At 73.7% G+C, this 15454-nt stretch carries 12 protein-coding genes; 9 read left to right on the plus strand and 3 right to left on the minus strand.

The window, feature by feature from the left end; genetic code table 11:
* Positions 1-174 precede the first annotated feature (174 nt).
* From pdhA to AB0912_RS01780, 7 genes are all read left to right on the plus strand, one after another.
* Positions 175-1344, plus strand: a complete 1170-nt coding sequence (gene pdhA, locus AB0912_RS01750) for a pyruvate dehydrogenase (acetyl-transferring) E1 component subunit alpha (protein ID WP_366695591.1) — start codon at positions 175-177, stop codon at positions 1342-1344.
* On the plus strand, positions 1341-2345 hold the full coding sequence (locus AB0912_RS01755) for an alpha-ketoacid dehydrogenase subunit beta (RefSeq protein ID WP_366695593.1): 1005 nt from the start codon (positions 1341-1343) through the stop codon (positions 2343-2345). Before pdhA ends, AB0912_RS01755 begins: the two co-directional genes overlap by 4 nt.
* Entirely contained in the window at positions 2345-4147 is a 1803-nt protein-coding gene (locus AB0912_RS01760) for a dihydrolipoamide acetyltransferase family protein (protein WP_366695595.1), read from the plus strand. Before AB0912_RS01755 ends, AB0912_RS01760 begins: the two co-directional genes overlap by 1 nt.
* Positions 4148-4474: 327 nt before the next feature.
* A complete protein-coding gene (locus tag AB0912_RS01765) occupies positions 4475-5704 on the plus strand; it encodes an NTP transferase domain-containing protein (RefSeq protein WP_366695720.1) in 1230 nt (409 codons plus the stop codon).
* Complete coding sequence (locus AB0912_RS01770; protein WP_366695597.1) at positions 5701-7149, plus strand: molybdopterin-binding protein; 1449 nt, start codon at positions 5701-5703, stop codon at positions 7147-7149. Before AB0912_RS01765 ends, AB0912_RS01770 begins: the two co-directional genes overlap by 4 nt.
* A 109-nt stretch (positions 7150-7258) precedes the next feature.
* On the plus strand, positions 7259-8365 hold the full coding sequence (locus AB0912_RS01775) for a potassium channel family protein (RefSeq protein ID WP_366695599.1): 1107 nt from the start codon (positions 7259-7261) through the stop codon (positions 8363-8365).
* A gap of 130 nt (positions 8366-8495) precedes the next feature.
* Complete coding sequence (locus tag AB0912_RS01780; protein ID WP_366695601.1) at positions 8496-9482, plus strand: NAD(P)H-quinone oxidoreductase; 987 nt, start codon at positions 8496-8498, stop codon at positions 9480-9482.
* Between the two features lie 266 nt (positions 9483-9748).
* Here the strand turns inward: AB0912_RS01780 and AB0912_RS01785 are convergent, their stop codons facing one another.
* Positions 9749-10249, minus strand: a complete 501-nt coding sequence (locus AB0912_RS01785; protein WP_366695603.1) for a hypothetical protein — start codon at positions 10247-10249, stop codon at positions 9749-9751.
* 301 nt (positions 10250-10550) lie between these two features.
* Between AB0912_RS01785 and AB0912_RS01790 the strand changes: the two genes are divergently transcribed.
* Complete coding sequence (locus tag AB0912_RS01790) at positions 10551-11093, plus strand: bacterial proteasome activator family protein (protein WP_366695605.1); 543 nt, start codon at positions 10551-10553, stop codon at positions 11091-11093.
* An 89-nt stretch (positions 11094-11182) separates the two neighbouring features.
* Here the strand turns inward: AB0912_RS01790 and AB0912_RS01795 are convergent, their stop codons facing one another.
* Complete coding sequence (locus AB0912_RS01795; RefSeq protein WP_366695607.1) at positions 11183-12805, minus strand: protein kinase; 1623 nt, start codon at positions 12803-12805, stop codon at positions 11183-11185.
* A gap of 302 nt (positions 12806-13107) precedes the next feature.
* Between AB0912_RS01795 and AB0912_RS01800 the strand changes: the two genes are divergently transcribed.
* Positions 13108-14688 (plus strand): protein kinase, encoded by a 1581-nt coding sequence (locus AB0912_RS01800; protein ID WP_366695609.1) that lies wholly within the window; start codon positions 13108-13110, stop codon positions 14686-14688.
* A gap of 195 nt (positions 14689-14883) precedes the next feature.
* On the opposite strand, the gene AB0912_RS01805 is transcribed toward AB0912_RS01800, so the two are convergent.
* Positions 14884-15369: a pyridoxamine 5'-phosphate oxidase family protein gene (locus AB0912_RS01805; protein ID WP_366695611.1), complete on the minus strand. Its 486-nt coding sequence runs from the start codon at positions 15367-15369 to the stop codon at positions 14884-14886.
* Positions 15370-15454 lie beyond the last annotated feature (85 nt).

Consider the following 15454-nt stretch of genomic DNA (forward strand, 5'->3'; position numbering starts at 1 on the left):
GTCCCCCCGCCTCCCTACCATGGACGTACTGCGTCCATCTCAGGCTGTGCAGAACCGTTTGTCCACAGCCTGGCGCCGCCTGTAGCCAAAATGTGCCGACGACCGAACAATCGGTAGGTGAGGCGCATCACACCCGTGACGCGCCTGAAGCCGCTCCCACGAGGAGGTGCCGTCATGACGGTCCTGGAGCAGCGAGGGGCCTACCGGCCCACGCCGCCGCCCGCCTGGCAGCCCCGCACCGACCCCGCGCCGCTGCTGCCCGACGCGGCGCCCTACCGCGTCCTCGGCACCGAGGCGGCGGCGCAGGCCGACCCGGAGCTGCTGCGCCGGCTGCACAAGGCGCTGGTCCGTGGCCGCCGCTACAACACGCAGGCGACCGCGCTGACCAAGCAGGGCCGTCTCGCCGTGTACCCCTCCAGCACCGGCCAGGAGGCCTGCGAGGTCGCCGCCGGGCTCGTCCTGGAGGACCGCGACTGGCTCTTCCCGAGCTATCGCGACACCCTGGCCGCCGTCGCGCGCGGCCTCGACCCCGTCCAGGCGCTCACGCTGCTGCGCGGCGACTGGCACACCGGCTACGACCCGCGCGAGCACCGCGTCGCCCCCCTCAGTACCCCGCTCGCCACCCAGCTCCCGCACGCCGTGGGCCTCGCGCACGCCGCCCGTCTCAAGGGTGACGACGTGGTCGCGCTCGCCCTGGTCGGCGACGGCGGCACCAGCGAGGGCGACTTCCACGAGGCGCTGAACTTCGCCGCCGTCTGGCGGGCCCCGGTCGTCTTCCTCGTCCAGAACAACGGCTTCGCCATCTCGGTGCCGCTCGCCAAGCAGACCGCCGCCCCCTCGCTGGCCCACAAGGCCGTCGGCTACGGGATGCCGGGCCGCCTGGTCGACGGCAATGACGCGCCGGCCGTGCACCAGGTGCTCGGCGAGGCCATCGCCCACGCGCGCGCGGGTGGCGGCCCCACCCTCGTCGAGGCCGTGACCTACCGCATCGACGCCCACACCAACGCCGACGACGCCACCCGCTATCGCGGCGACTCCGAGGTGGAGACCTGGCGCGGGCACGACCCCGTCACCCTCCTCGAACGCGAGCTGACCGAACGCGGCCTGCTCGACGAGGCCGCCCTGAAGGCCGTACGCGACGACGCCGAGGCGATGGCCGCCGACCTGCGCGAGCGCATGAACCAGGACCCGGTGCTCGACCCCATGGACCTCTTCGCCCACGTCTACGCCAGGCCCACCCCGCAACTCCTGGAGCAGGAAGCGCAGTTGCGGGCGGAGCTGGAGGCCGAGGCGGACGGCGCGCACGGAGCGGGTCCGCACGGCCCGGAAGGAGCCGGGCGATGACCACGGTTGCCCTCAAGCCGGCCACCATGGCGCAGGCGCTCGGCCGCGCGCTGCGCGACGCCATGGCCGCCGACCCGACGGTCCACGTCATGGGCGAGGACGTCGGCACCCTCGGCGGTGTCTTCCGGGTCACCGACGGGCTCGCCGCCGAGTTCGGCGAGGACCGCTGCACGGACACCCCGCTCGCCGAGGCGGGCATCCTGGGCGCGGCCGTCGGCATGGCCATGTACGGCCTGCGCCCGGTCGTGGAGATGCAGTTCGACGCGTTCGCCTACCCGGCGTTCGAGCAGCTCGTCTCGCATGTGGCGAAGATGCGCAACCGCACCCGTGGCGCCATGCCGCTGCCCATCACCATCCGGGTGCCCTACGGCGGCGGCATCGGCGGCGTCGAGCACCACAGCGACTCCTCCGAGGCGTACTACATGGCGACCCCGGGCCTCCATGTCGTCACCCCGGCCACCGTCTCCGACGCCTACGGGATGCTCCGCGAGGCCATCGCCTCCGACGACCCGGTCGTCTTCCTGGAGCCCAAGCGGCTGTACTGGTCGAAGGATTCCTGGAACCCGGAGGACCCGCCGGCCGTTGAACCGACAGGCCGCGCGGTGGTGCGGCGCTCGGGCCGGAGCGCCACCCTCATCACGTACGGGCCGTCCGTGCCCGTCTGCCTAGAGGCCGCCGAGGCGGCCCGGGCCGAGGGCTGGGACCTCGAAGTCGTCGACCTGCGTTCCCTGGTGCCGTTCGACGACGAGACGGTGGCCGCCTCGGTGCGGCGGACCGGCCGCGCGGTCGTCGTGCACGAGTCGGGCGGGTTCGGCGGCCCGGGCGGGGAGATCGCGGCCCGCGTCACGGAGCGCTGCTTCCACCACCTGGAGGCGCCGGTGCTGCGGGTCGCGGGGTTCGACATCCCGTATCCGCCGCCGATGCTGGAGCGGCACCACCTGCCCGGTGTCGACCGGATCCTGGACGCCGTGGGGCGTCTGCAGTGGGAGGCGGGCAACTGATGGCGCAGGTGCTGGAGTTCAGGCTCCCCGACCTCGGGGAGGGGCTCACCGAGGCGGAGATCGTCCGCTGGCTGGTAGAGGTCGGTGACGTCGTCGCCGTCGACCAGCCCGTCGTCGAGGTCGAGACGGCCAAGGCGATGGTCGAGGTCCCCTGCCCCTACGGCGGCGTGGTCACCGCCCGCTACGGCGCGGAGGGCACCGAACTGCCGGTCGGCGCACCGCTGCTGACCGTCGCCGTGGGCGCGCCGGTCTCCGGCGAGGACGACCCGGCCCCCCGGGAGGACACCCAGAAGGCCCCCCAGGACGAGGGCTCCGGGAACGTGCTGGTGGGCTACGGCACGGGAGCGCCTCCGGCGCGGCGCCGGAGGGTGCGGCCCCCGGGGGGTCCGGTGGCCGGAGGGCGTACCCCGGGCGGGCCGGCGGGGGGCGGTCCCGGCGCGGGCGGCGCTCCGGCGGACCGGGCTGGTGTGGGAACTCCGGCGGGTGTGGCTGGTGTGGGAACGCCCGTGGGTTCGGACGCGGGTGCGGGTGCGGGTGCCGGTGCCGGTGCCGGTGCGGGTGTCGGCGCCGGCTCGGATTCGGGTTCGGCCTCGGCCTCGGCTTTGGCTTCCCCTGGGGGTTCGGAGGCCGGCGTCGCCGCCGCTCCGGGCGGTGCGGCCGGTTCCAGCGGCACCTATCCGGGCCAGGACGAGCAGGACGGCGCGAGCCGGGCCGTGCCGGGGGCGGACACGGAGGTTCTGCGGGACGGAAACGGAACCGTGCGGGGGGACGGGCCCGTGCCGGTCATCTCGCCGCTCGTACGAAGGCTCGCCCGGGAGAACGGTGTGGACCTGCGAGAGCTGGAGGGTTCCGGGCCCGACGGTCTGATCCTGCGGGCCGACGTCGAGTACGCGCTGCGCGCGGCGGCGGGCGGCCGGGCGGCCCCCGCCGCCGTCCCGGAGCCCCTCGGTGTCCCGGGCAGCGGCTCCGGCCAGGACGCCCGCGACCAGGCTCAGGACGCGGTGTCCTCGTACGCGGACGTCACGACCGTCGTTCCCGGCGCGACCGACGCCTCCCGGGGAGCGGCACCGGTCTCCACGGGAGCGGCACCGGTCTCCCGGGGAGCGACGCCGAACGGGGTCCGTGTGCCCCTGCGCGGTGTCCGAGGGGCCGTCGCCGACAAGCTCTCGCGCAGCCGGCGGGAGATCCCCGACGCGACCTGCTGGGTGGACGCGGACGCCACGGAGCTGATGCGGGCCCGCGCGGCGATGAACGCGGCGGGCGGCCCGAAGATCTCGCTGCTCGCCCTGCTGGCCCGGATCTGCACCGCCGCGCTGGCCCGGTTCCCCGAGCTGAACTCGACGGTCGACCTGGAGGCCCGCGAGATCGTCCGGCTCGACCGCGTGCACCTGGGTTTCGCGGCCCAGACCGAACGCGGGCTCGTGGTCCCGGTCGTCCGGGACGCGGACGGGCGCGACGCGGAAGGTCTCGGCGCCGAGTTCGCCCGGCTCACCGAGGCCGCCCGCACCGGGACGCTGACACCGGCGGACCTCACCGGCGGCACCTTCACCCTGAACAACTACGGGGTGTTCGGTGTCGACGGCTCCACGCCGATCATCAACCACCCCGAGGCGGCCATGCTCGGCGTCGGCCGCATCATCCCCAAGCCCTGGGTGCATCAAGGGGAGTTGGCGGTGCGTCAGGTCGTGCAGCTCTCGCTCACCTTCGACCACCGGGTGTGCGACGGCGGTACGGCGGGTGGCTTCCTGCGGTACGTGGCGGACTGTGTGGAACAGCCGGCGGTGCTGCTGCGCACGCTGTAGGACCGGCGGGCCGGGCCGTCCCCGTTCACGTGGTGGGTGGCCGGGGGTGGCAATGATCCGCGGGGCGCTCATACTCGGGGGATGACCGCGAACGAGCCACCGGATACGACCGGCCGCCCGGGCCATCCCGGCGCCCCGGGCCACCCCGGCCGGCCCGGCGGCGCCGGTCCCGCTGCCGCGTACGGCACCGACGCGGACGAGGCCGTCGCGCATGGAGCTGTCGCGGACGAAGCCGTCACGCACGGAGCTGTCGCGGACGAAGCCGTCACGCACGGAGCTGTCGCGGACGAAGCCGTCGCGGACGAGGCCGTCGCGTACGACGCCGTCGTGCTCGCGGGCGGCTCCGCGCGGCGGCTCGGCGGGGTGGACAAGCCCGGCGTGCGGGTGGGCGGCCGACCCCTGCTGGACCGGGTGCTCGCCGCCTGCGCCGGAGCGGACGTCACCGTGGTCGTCGCGGAACCCCGGGCCACCGCACACCCCGTGGAGTGGGTCCGCGAGGAACCGCCGGGCGGCGGACCGGTCGCCGCGCTCGACGCGGGCCTGCGGCACACCACGGCGCCGTACGTCATCGTGCTCTCGGCGGATCTGCCGTTCCTGGACGAGAAGACGGTACGGAGCCTGCTGGACGCCCTGACCGGCCCCGCCGACTCCGAGGGGCCCGGCGCCATGCCAAGGGCACACCAGGGGGTTTCGGCGGGCGTCTCGACCCCTCCGAGCGCGTACCGGAGAGGTTCGGAGACCACTCCCACCGCTCCGTCGGAACCCCGGCACATCCCGGAGAGCCACGCAGCCGCCTCCCCGTCCCCCTCCCCGTCCCTGGGCGCGACCCCTGCCCCGTCTCCCTCGACCCCCCGGAGCGCCCCGCTCGGCACCGGCCGCCCGGACGGGGTCGTCCTGACCGACCCCGACGGACGTGACCAGCCGCTCGTGGCCGTCTACCGGGCCGACGCGCTGCGGCGTGCGCTGGCCGCTCTGGGTGCCGCGCACGGCGGGCTCGGCGGGCTGCCGTTGCGGCGGCTCGTCGCCGGGCTCGAACTTCTTCGTATCTCAGACCCCGTCGCGTCCTTCGACTGCGACACCTGGGACGACATCGCCGCCGCTCGGGCACGCATCAGGGAGCATGGGCACGTGCTGGATGAATGGATTTCCGCAGTCAAGGACGAGCTGGGCATCGATCTGGACGTCGACACCGGCGTGCTGCTCGACCTGGCCCGTGACGCCGCGCACGGAGTGGCGAGGCCGGCCGCGCCGCTGACCACGTTCCTGGTGGGATACGCGGCCGGCCGGGCGGGCGGCGGACCCGAAGCGGTCGCCGAGGCCTCCCGGAAGGCCGCCGCGCTCGCCCTGCGCTGGGCCGACGAGGACAACACGGGGAAGGGCGCCCCGGACGCCGGTCAGAACACCCCGGACGCCAACAAGGGCACCCCACCGGCCTCCGGCCTCACATCCACCTCGACCCCCGCTTCCCCCTCCGCCCCCGCTTCCCCCTCCGCCCCCGCTTCCCCCTCCGCCCCCGCTTCCCCCTCCGCCCCCCTCACCGACCCGGACGCCGGATGACCGCCGCCCGTTCCGCCCAGGGGGGCCAGGACGCCGACGAGTTCGACGTCGAGGAGGCGCTCGCTCTGGTCAAGAACCCCGGACCGCACCCGTCGGCCGCGCAGTCCCGGGCCGGGAGCACTCCCGCCGGACCGCGCGGCGGCGACCGCACCCCGGCTCCGGGACCCGGCGCACAGGACGACGCCAAGGACAAGCACGCCCACCACAAGGCCACCCCCTGGCCCGAGGCCCGGGTCGTCGCCGAGCGGGCCGCCCGTTCCGTGCCCCGCAGGGACCCCGTCTCCGTGCCCCTCGACGCGGCTCTCGGCCTGGTCCTCGCGTCCCCGCTGACCGCCCTCACCGACCTGCCCTCCTTCGACACCTCGGCGATGGACGGCTGGGCCGTCGCGGGCCCGGGCCCCTGGGAGGTGCGGGACGACGGCGTGCTGGCCGGGAACGCGGCGCCCGAGCGGCTGACCGACGGCGAGGCCGTGCACATCGCGACCGGTGCCCGCGTCCCGCGCGACGCGACCGCCGTTCTGCGCAGCGAGCACGGCCGCATCGACGACAAGGGCCGGCTGCACGCCCGCCCCGCGCACGGGCACGGCTCCGCCCGGCAGGCCGGGAACCTGGACGTGGCACACGGTCAGGACATCCGGCCCCGCGGGCAGGAGTGCCGCAGCGGCGACCAACTGCTGCCGCTGGGCGCCCTTGTCACCCCGGCCGTACTGGGCCTCGCCGCCGCGGCCGGCTACGACACCCTCGCCGTGGTCCCCCGCCCGCGCGTCGAAGTGCTCGTCCTCGGCGACGAGTTGCTGGCGGACGGACTGCCCCGGGAGGGCCTCATCCGGGACGCGCTCGGCCCGATGCTGCCGCCGTGGCTGCGGGCGCTCGGCGCCGAGGTCGTCGCGGTACGGCGGCTCGGCGACGACGCGGCGGCGCTGCACAAGGCGCTCACCGGCTCCCGGGCCGACCTGATCGTCACCACCGGCGGCACCGCGTCCGGCCCGGTCGACCACGTCCACCCCATGCTGGGCCGGCTCGGCTCCGAGTTGCTGGTGGACGGTGTCAAGGTGCGGCCGGGGCACCCGATGGTGCTGGCCCGCCTCCAGGACGGCCGGCATCTCGTGGGTCTGCCCGGGAACCCGCTCGCCGCCGTCTCCGGCCTCCTGACGCTCGCCGAGCCGCTGCTGCGCACCCTGGCCGGACGCGCGGCCCCGGAGCCGTACACGGTGCCCTGCCGGGAGGCCGTGCAGGGACACCCGTACGACACCCGGCTGGTCCCCGTCTCGCTGCGCGGCGACCGGGCCGTGCCGCTGCACTACAGCGGCCCGGCGATGCTGCGGGGCATCGCGGCCTCCGACGCGCTCGCCGTCGTACCGCCGGACGGTGCGCGGGCCGGGCAGGAACTGGAACTCATCGACCTGCCATGGGCCTCGGCGGGGATCGACGCGTGTTTCGTCTGAGCCGGGGCAGAGACGGAAACGGCGTCACGGCGGTGGTGGGAGCGTGTGAGGCCGAGGGTGGGAGCGGCATGGAGCCGAGGGACGGGATCGGAATGAATCCGAATGGGGTGTGTTTCACGTGAAACTTCCGGGCCACGACGCGATCGCCCGGCAGGCGGACGAGCATCTCGTGACCTACCAGGTGAAACTGCCGCGCAAGGTCGTGGAGCGCCCCATCCGGCAGGTCGCCAAGCGGCTGGCGATGGCCTTGCTGGTGCTGGTCTCCACCGCGTTGATCGTCTGGTTCGACCGGGTCGGTTACACCGACAACTCCGACGGCGCAGTCGACCTGCTCGACTCCTTCTACTACGCGACGGTGACGCTCTCCACCACCGGCTACGGCGACATCACCCCGACCAGTGACGGCGCCCGGCTCATCAACATCCTGCTCATCACGCCGCTGCGGGTGCTGTTCCTGATCATCCTGGTCGGCACCACGCTGGAGGTCCTCACGGAACGCACCCGTGAGGAATGGCGCCTGAACCGCTGGAGGGCGGCCTTGAGGGATCACACCGTCGTTGTCGGCTTCGGGACGAAGGGCCGTTCGGCCGTCGAGACCGTCTGCGCGACCGGGCTGAGGAAAGAGCAGGTCGTGGTCGTCGACCCGAGTCCGCGGGTGATCGACGCCGCGACTGCGGACGGCTACGCGGGCGTCGTCGGCGACGCCACGCGCAGCGATGTGCTGATGCGCGCCGAACTGCACCGGGCGCGGCAGGTCATCATCGCCACCCAGCGCGACGACACCGCCGTGCTGGTGACCCTGACGGCCCGGCAGCTCAACCGGCGCGCGAAGATCGTCGCCGCGGTCCGCGAAGAGGAGAACGCGCCGCTGCTCAAGCAGTCCGGCGCCGACGCGGTCATCACCAGTGCCAGCGCCGCCGGCCGCCTGCTCGGGCTCTCCGTCCTCAGCCCCGCTGCCGGCATGGTGATGGAGGACCTGATCCACCAGGGCAGCGGGCTCGACGTGGTCGAACGGCCGGTCATAAAGGCCGAGGTGGGCAAGGGGGCCCGCGAGACCACCGACCTGGTGGTCAGCGTCATCCGCGGCCACCGGGTCCTCGGCTACGACGATCCGGACGTCGGCACACTCCAGTTGACGGACCGGCTCATCACGATCGCGCGGGTCACCCCGGTCACCCAGGTGAAACCGGCCGACCGCCTCCGCCCCCAGGACTAGCGCCCGCCTCCGCCCCCGGAACCAGCGACCCCCTCCGCCCCCAGGACTGGCGACCGGCCCCCGGCAGTCCTGGCGGGACTGGACGGCACCCTTCAGGATCACGGGACCCCGCAGGAGTAGCGTCGCTCTCATGTACGCGATCACGATTCCTGAACCTGGTGGGCCCGAGGCGCTGGTGTGGGACGAGGTCCCCGATCCGGTGCCCGGCGACGGAGAGGTGCTGGTCGAGGTGGTGGCCAGCGCCGTCAACCGCGCCGATCTGCTGCAACGGCAGGGCATGTACAACCCGCCGCCCGGGGCCTCCGCCTACCCCGGCCTCGAATGCTCGGGGCGTGTCGTCGAGGTCGGCACCGGCGTCTCGGGCTGGGCGGTCGGCGACGAGGTGTGCGCGCTGCTCGGCGGCGGCGGATACGCCCAGAAGGTCGCCGTGCCGGCCGGGCAACTGCTGCCCGTGCCCAAGGGCCTGGACCTCCTTCAGGCGGCGGCGCTGCCCGAGGTGACGTGCACCGTCTGGTCGAACGTCTTCATGGTCGCCCATCTGCGCCCCGGCGAGACGCTGCTCGTCCACGGCGGTTCCAGCGGCATCGGCACCATGGCGATCCAGCTCGCCAAGGCCATCGGCGCCAAGGTCGCCGTCACGGCCGGTACGCGGGAGAAGCTGGACTTCTGCGCCGGACTGGGCGCGGACATCCTGATCAACTACCGCGAGCAGGACTTCGTGGAGGAGATCGAGCGGGCCACGGACGGGGCGGGCGCCGACGTCATCCTCGACAACATGGGCGCCAAGTACCTCGACCGGAACGTGCGCGCCCTCGCGGTGAACGGGCGGCTCGCCATCATCGGGATGCAGGGCGGGGTCAAGGGCGAGCTGAACATCGGCACGCTGCTGAACAAGCGGGCCGCCGTCAGCGCGACCTCGCTGCGGGCCCGGCCGCTCAGCGAGAAGACGGCGATCGTGGCGGCCGTGCGCGAGCACGTCTGGCCGCTGATCGACGGCGGCCACGTACGGCCGGTGGTCGACCGTGAGCTGCCGATGAGCGAGGCGGGCGAGGCCCACCGGGTGCTGGAGGAGAGCAGCCACATCGGAAAGGTTCTGCTGGTCGCCCCGCAGGGCTGACCGGGGACCGCTTGGTTCGCGGTGCTGTGGCGTGGCGTCCGGTGCGGCCTGGTCTCGCCTGCGTGATCCGGGCCCACGTGCCGCACGGGCCGGGAGGGGTCCGGCCCCACGCGCCGCATGGGCCTGGCGCGGTCCGGCCCCACGCGCCGCACGGGCCGGGAGGGGTCCGGCCCCACGCGCCGCACGGGCCTGGCGCGGTCCGGCCCCACTTGCCTGGCGCGGTCCGGTCGCACGCCCCGCACCGGCCCGGCCCGGTCCGCGGTGTCTCAGCCGCGCCGGACGCGCAGGCCCACGAAGGCCAGCCCCAGGCCGAGGCCGACGAGGATCAGGCCGCCGCCCAGCGGCAGGAGCTGGAGAACCGGCTTGGTGCCGCTGGTTCCGCTGCCGGGGTTTACGACGCTCTGCTGCACGGGAGCCGTGTCCTCACGCGGCGCCTCGGGAGCCACACCCACCTGGGTGAGTCCGTCGCTGATGTCGGTGCCGAGGTCCGTGCCCGGGTCCGTCTCCTCGGGGTCCGGGTCGTCCTCGTCGGCGCGTCCCGGCCGCGCGCGGCCCTCGCCCGCGAGGCTGCCGGCGCGCGAGGAGTCGTCCGGCGTCGGGATGGCCCGTCCGGGTCCCGGGACGGCGGGCGCCGCCCGCCCGGGGGCCCCGCCGTGCGCCAGGGCCCCGGCGGGCGGCTGGGCCGCGCTCGCGGTGGGGCCGGTGCCGCAGAGCAGGGCGGCGGCGAGCAGCCCGACCGTGGGCAGGGTGCGGAGCCATGGAGTCACGCCGGTGACCCCCTCCCGGTGCGGTTCGCCAAGACGGGTGCCGTGATCGACGGGACAAGCCTCACATGAGCCGCCGATCCCGGCATCCCGGCACCCCGGCGGAAAGCGGCATTCCGCCGGGCAACCGGTGAGGCCCTCCGCAAGCGCTCCGGGACGAGCGACGCCGGCGTTCCGGGACGAGCGACGCCGGCGTTCCGGGACCAGCGACGCCGGTGCTCCCAGACCAGCGACGCCGGCGCGCCCGGACCACGCCAGGGGGGCGCCACCGTGTCGGAGTGCGCGGGTGCGAGAGAATGACGGCATGGAGATGCCGAGGAACGACAGGTCGCCGGAGAACCCTCAGATCCTGGTGGTCGGCCAGGACGGTATGGCTCTCGGTGGCACCGGAGACGAGGACGCCCGCGAGGTCCCGGTCACGGAGATGGTGGAACAGCCGGCCAAGGTGATGCGTATCGGCAGCATGATCAAGCAGTTGCTTGAGGAAGTGCGCGCGGCACCTCTGGACGAGGCGAGCAGGGCCCGGCTCAAGGAGATCCACGCCAGTTCCGTGAAGGAGCTGGAGGACGGTCTGGCCCCCGAGCTGGTCGAGGAGCTGGAGCGGCTCTCGCTGCCCTTCGCCGACGAGGCCACCCCCAGCGACGCGGAACTGCGGATCGCGCAGGCCCAGTTGGTGGGCTGGCTCGAAGGGCTCTTCCACGGGATCCAGACGACTCTGTTCGCCCAGCAGATGGCGGCCAGGGCCCAGTTGGAGCAGATGCGCCGCGCTCTGCCGCCGGGTGTCGGCGGCGTGGAGGGCGACGAGGACCCCCGTACGGTCGGCCGCTCGGGCGGGCCGTACCTGTAAGCCGGCGGATCACCGGCCACGGCGAACGGACGGGACGGGCCCGGCACCTCGGTGCCGGGCCCGTCCCGTCCGCGTGTGTGCGGGGTGGTTCAGGACGGGTCGCCGGTGGAGACCTTCAGCTCGATCTCCGGCATCTTCTTCGGGTCGACGTCCGTGCCCGCCGAGGGGAACTGGTCCATGACCGTGTCCTCGCCGTACGTGTTCTCGTCGACGCGGGTCACCTTCATCTGCCAGCCGGCGGCCTGGAAGCAGGACTTGACCGAGGTGAGGTTCTTGAACTGGAAGTCCGGGACCTCGATCTTGTCCGGGTCGTTGTAGGACTCCTGCGCGTCCGTGCACTTCTCGGGGTCGATGGTCTTAGAGGTGTCCGGGCCCTGGTGACCGGCGACCACGGAGGGCGACGCGCTGGTGGTTTCGTCGCCGCCCTTGGTGTCGTCGCCGCTGCCGCCGCCGCCCAGGGTGAGCGCGGCGATCAGGCCGCCGACCGCGACGAGCGAGACGACGATCGCGCCGATCACCACGCCCCGGTTGCTCTTGCCGCCGCCGGGGCCGCCTGAGGAGGGCGCCGGGTGTTGCGGGGTGAGGTTGTAGGGCGGCGGGGTCGAGGGGCCGTGCTGCGGGGCGTACGCGGAGGTCGGCGCCGGCGACTGGTAGCCGCCCTGCTGCGGGTAGCCGTAGGAGGGGGCGGGCGTGCCGTACGGGCCCGGCTGGTACGGGGTCTGGACGGGGCCCGGAGCCGGGGTGCCCTGCTCGACCGGCGGGAAGACGGCGGAGGCCACGCCCGCGCCGCTCGGCGTCGGGGCGCCCGGCACGATGCTCGGCGGGGCCGCGTGGAAGGACTGTGCGACCCGCAGGCACTCGTCCCGCATGGCCTCGGCGCTCGGGAAGCGCTCGTTCGGGTTCTTCTTCAGCGCGCGGGCGACCAGCGCGTCCACCCCGGGGGGCAGCGAGCGGTTCACCGAGGAGGGCGCGACCGGCTCCTCCTGGACGTGCGCGTAGGCGATGGCCAGCGGGGAGTCGGCCTCGAACGGCAGCCGCCCGGTGACCAGTTGGAACAGCATGATGCCGACCGAGTAGAGGTCGGACCGGGCGTCGACGCCGCGGCCGAGGGCCTGCTCGGGGGAGAGGTACTGCGGGGTGCCGACGACCATGCCGGTCTGGGTCATGGAGGTGACGCCGGACTGCATGGCGCGGGCGATGCCGAAGTCCATGACCTTGACGACGTCGCGCTTGGTCATCATCACGTTGCCCGGCTTGATGTCCCGGTGGACCAGGCCCATCTCGTGGCTGATCTCCAGCGCCGCCAGCACGTCCGCGGTGATCTTGAGGGCCTTGTCGGCGGGCATCGCGCCGTACTGCCGGATGTCCTCTTCGAGGACCGAGCCGAGCGGCTTGCCCTCGATGTACTCCATGACGATGTACGGGGTCGCCACACCGCCGAGGTCGTCCTCACCGGTGTCGAAGACCGAGACGATGTTCGTGTGCGTGAGCTTGGCCACCGACTGGGCCTCGCGGCGGAACCGCTCGCGGAAGGCCTGCTCACGGCCGAGTTCGGTGTGCAGCGTCTTGATCGCGACCTGGCGGTCGAGCACCGAGTCGTACGCGAGGTGCACCGAGGCCATGCCGCCCTCGCCGAGCAGATCGCGAAGCTGGTAGCGGCCGCCGGCGACCGCACGCCCCGCGTACCGGCCCTGTGCGCCGTCCTGGCTCATCTTCTGCGTCCCCCGCGGCCGTGATCGATTGGCTTATTCCGGGCCAAGTCTGCCCGAGGGCACTGACACGTCAAGCGCGGTGCCCGTTCCGTGACCGTCTGCGAAAGAAGCGTCGCGGAAGCGTTACAGGTGCCGTACGGCCGGTACACGGAATTTGCACGCACGGACCTGGGGCGGGTTGGATGGCCCGTCCATCTCCCTTTCATCTCGGACCGGCGCCTTGCGCGGAGCCTGTAGCGTGGCCCGACGGAGACCGTAACAACCACCGCGCGGACCGCGGGCAGAAACGACGGCGAGGACTGATGGCACAGCAGCAGCGCGCTCAGGGCCCGTCCGACCCCGAGGCGACTGGCGGCGGTATGTCAGACGCGCCGGAGTTGTGGGGTAACGGCGGGCTGGTCGGCGACGGCCGGTACCGGCTGACACGCAGACTCGGCCGGGGCGGCATGGCCGAGGTGTTCGCCGCGGAGGACGTGCGCCTCGGGCGGACCGTCGCGGTCAAGCTGCTCCGGTCCGATCTGGCCGAGGACCCCGTGTCCAAGGCGCGCTTCACGCGCGAGGCCCAGTCGGTCGCGGGGCTGAACCACCACGCGGTCGTCGCGGTGTACGACTCGGGCGAGGACGTGGTCGGCCACGGCGTCGTCCCGTACATCGTGATGGAGATCGTCGAGGGTCACACCATCCGTGACCTGCTGATCAACGCGGAGGCCCCCGGCCCCGAGCAGGCGCTGATCATCGTGTCCGGTGTCCTGGAGGCGCTCGCCTACTCGCACCAGCACGGCATCGTGCACCGCGACATCAAGCCGGCCAACGTGATCATCACGGAGACCGGCGCGGTCAAGGTGATGGACTTCGGCATCGCCCGCGCCCTGCACGGCGCGCAGTCGACGATGACCCAGACCGGCATGGTCATGGGCACGCCCCAGTACCTCTCCCCTGAGCAGGCGCTCGGCAAGGCCGTCGACCACCGCTCCGACCTGTACGCGACCGGCTGCCTGCTGTACGAACTCCTCGCGCTGCGGCCCCCGTTCACCGGTGAGACCCCGCTCTCGGTGGTTTACCAGCACGTCCAGGACACCCCCGTGCCCCCGTCGCAGGTCTCGGACGCGGCGCCGCCGGAGCTGGACGGACTCGTGATGCGCGCCCTCGCGAAGGACCCCGACGACCGGTTCCAGACCGCCGAGGAGATGCGCGGACTCGTCCAGTACGGGCTCCAGATGCTGTACGACCAGGGCAGCCACACCGGCACCTGGAACACCGGCCCGGTCACCGCGCACGACGGGCTGAACACCCCGGCGGCCGGGTTCGCGGGCACGGCCGCGCTGCCGCACCCCGGGGACTCCGGGACGACGCAGATCCCGGCGCCGATGATCCCGCCCTACGGGGGCGGTGACGACGGCGGTTTCGAGGGGCACGGCAACAAGGGCGGCGGTCGCGGCAAGCTGTGGATCCTCGCGGTGTTCGCCGTGATCGCGATCGCCGCGGGTGTCGCGCTGGCGCTCAACAACACCGGTGGCGGCGGGGGCGGCGGGGCCGGCACGACCCAGAAGCCGACCAGCACGCACTCCACCAAGGAGAACGAGTCGGACGAGACGCCCGGCGACGACGACGCGACGCACGAGTCGACGGACGACACCTCGGGCGACGGTTCGACGGGCACGGGCGACACCCCGGAGTACACGCCCTCGTACACGCCGTCCGAGACCGGGCAGCCGACCGACGAGCCGACGGACAAGCCCACCGACAAGCCGACCCGTCCGACCCACTCGGCGACCGAGGAGCCGTCGACCGAGCCGACGCCGACCCCGACCCCCACGCCGACGGACGGCCAGGGAGACGACGGCGACACCGGACTGACGACGGACGGCGCCGCCGGTCTCTGACCGAAACGGCGACACGGCCGGTGTCCCGCGCGCGTGGAGCCCGGAACGGCCGGACACGCGCGCCTGGAGCCCGGAACGGCCGGACACGCGCGCGTGGCGCCCGAGAAGGGCGCCACGCGCGCGTGCCTGTTCGCGGGCGGCGTCCCGTCGCACCGGGGGCCTGTCACACCGGCGTCCTGTCACACCGGCGTCCTGTCACACCGGCGGCCCGAGCCGCCGTTCCGGACCGGCGTCCGCCGAGTTCACGCTGGCGAACCGGGGCTCGATGCCGAGGTAGACCGCCTCGTAGGGGGCGCCGTCGACGAGCGGCGGGGCGGGGCCGAACCGCTCCAGGTCGGCGGCGCTCGGCTCGACCGTCGCGCACGGCCCCACGATCTGCACCGACCACAGAGGCTCGCCGAGCCGCGCGTGGCCCAGGTTGTCGGTGCCGTACGCGACGACGCTGCCGGCGCATGCCAGGTGGTAGCCGCAGCTCAGGGGCATGCGCAGCAGGACGCGGCCGTCCACCACGATGTGCCGGGCGGACGCGAGGAAGGGCATCGCGCGCAGGGTGGTGGCGACCCGGCCGTAGTCGGTACGGGCGATGAGTTCCACGGCGAGTTTCTCGTCGGCCTTCTTGTCCGCCCTCTGGCGGGCCTGGTCGGCGGGCCGGTGGAGAACCGGACGTTCGTCGGTGGGCATGCCCCCAATGTCCGGGACCGCCGGGGCGCCGAAAAAGGGGCACCCGCCCCGAAAAGGGGGGCCTTAAGTCCCGTGTCGCCCGCGC

Source organism: Streptomyces sp. NPDC007084, from assembly GCF_040703595.1.
Classification (GTDB): Bacteria; Actinomycetota; Actinomycetes; order Streptomycetales; family Streptomycetaceae; genus Streptomyces.

Bases quoted from the DNA above. Each gene is read 5' to 3' on its own strand.
- AB0912_RS01780 (WP_366695601.1), top strand. From the start codon at position 8,496: ATGTACGCGATCACGATTCCTGAACCTGGTGGGCCCGAGGCGCTGGTG.
- AB0912_RS01760 (WP_366695595.1), top strand. From the start codon at position 2,345: ATGGCGCAGGTGCTGGAGTTCAGGCTCCCCGACCTCGGGGAGGGGCTC.
- AB0912_RS01805 (WP_366695611.1), bottom strand. From the start codon at position 15,369: ATGCCCACCGACGAACGTCCGGTTCTCCACCGGCCCGCCGACCAGGCC.
- AB0912_RS01800 (WP_366695609.1), top strand. From the start codon at position 13,108: ATGGCACAGCAGCAGCGCGCTCAGGGCCCGTCCGACCCCGAGGCGACT.
- AB0912_RS01770 (WP_366695597.1), top strand. From the start codon at position 5,701: ATGACCGCCGCCCGTTCCGCCCAGGGGGGCCAGGACGCCGACGAGTTC.
- AB0912_RS01755 (WP_366695593.1), top strand. From the start codon at position 1,341: ATGACCACGGTTGCCCTCAAGCCGGCCACCATGGCGCAGGCGCTCGGC.
- AB0912_RS01795 (WP_366695607.1), bottom strand. From the start codon at position 12,805: ATGAGCCAGGACGGCGCACAGGGCCGGTACGCGGGGCGTGCGGTCGCC.
- pdhA (WP_366695591.1), top strand. From the start codon at position 175: ATGACGGTCCTGGAGCAGCGAGGGGCCTACCGGCCCACGCCGCCGCCC.
- AB0912_RS01790 (WP_366695605.1), top strand. From the start codon at position 10,551: ATGGAGATGCCGAGGAACGACAGGTCGCCGGAGAACCCTCAGATCCTG.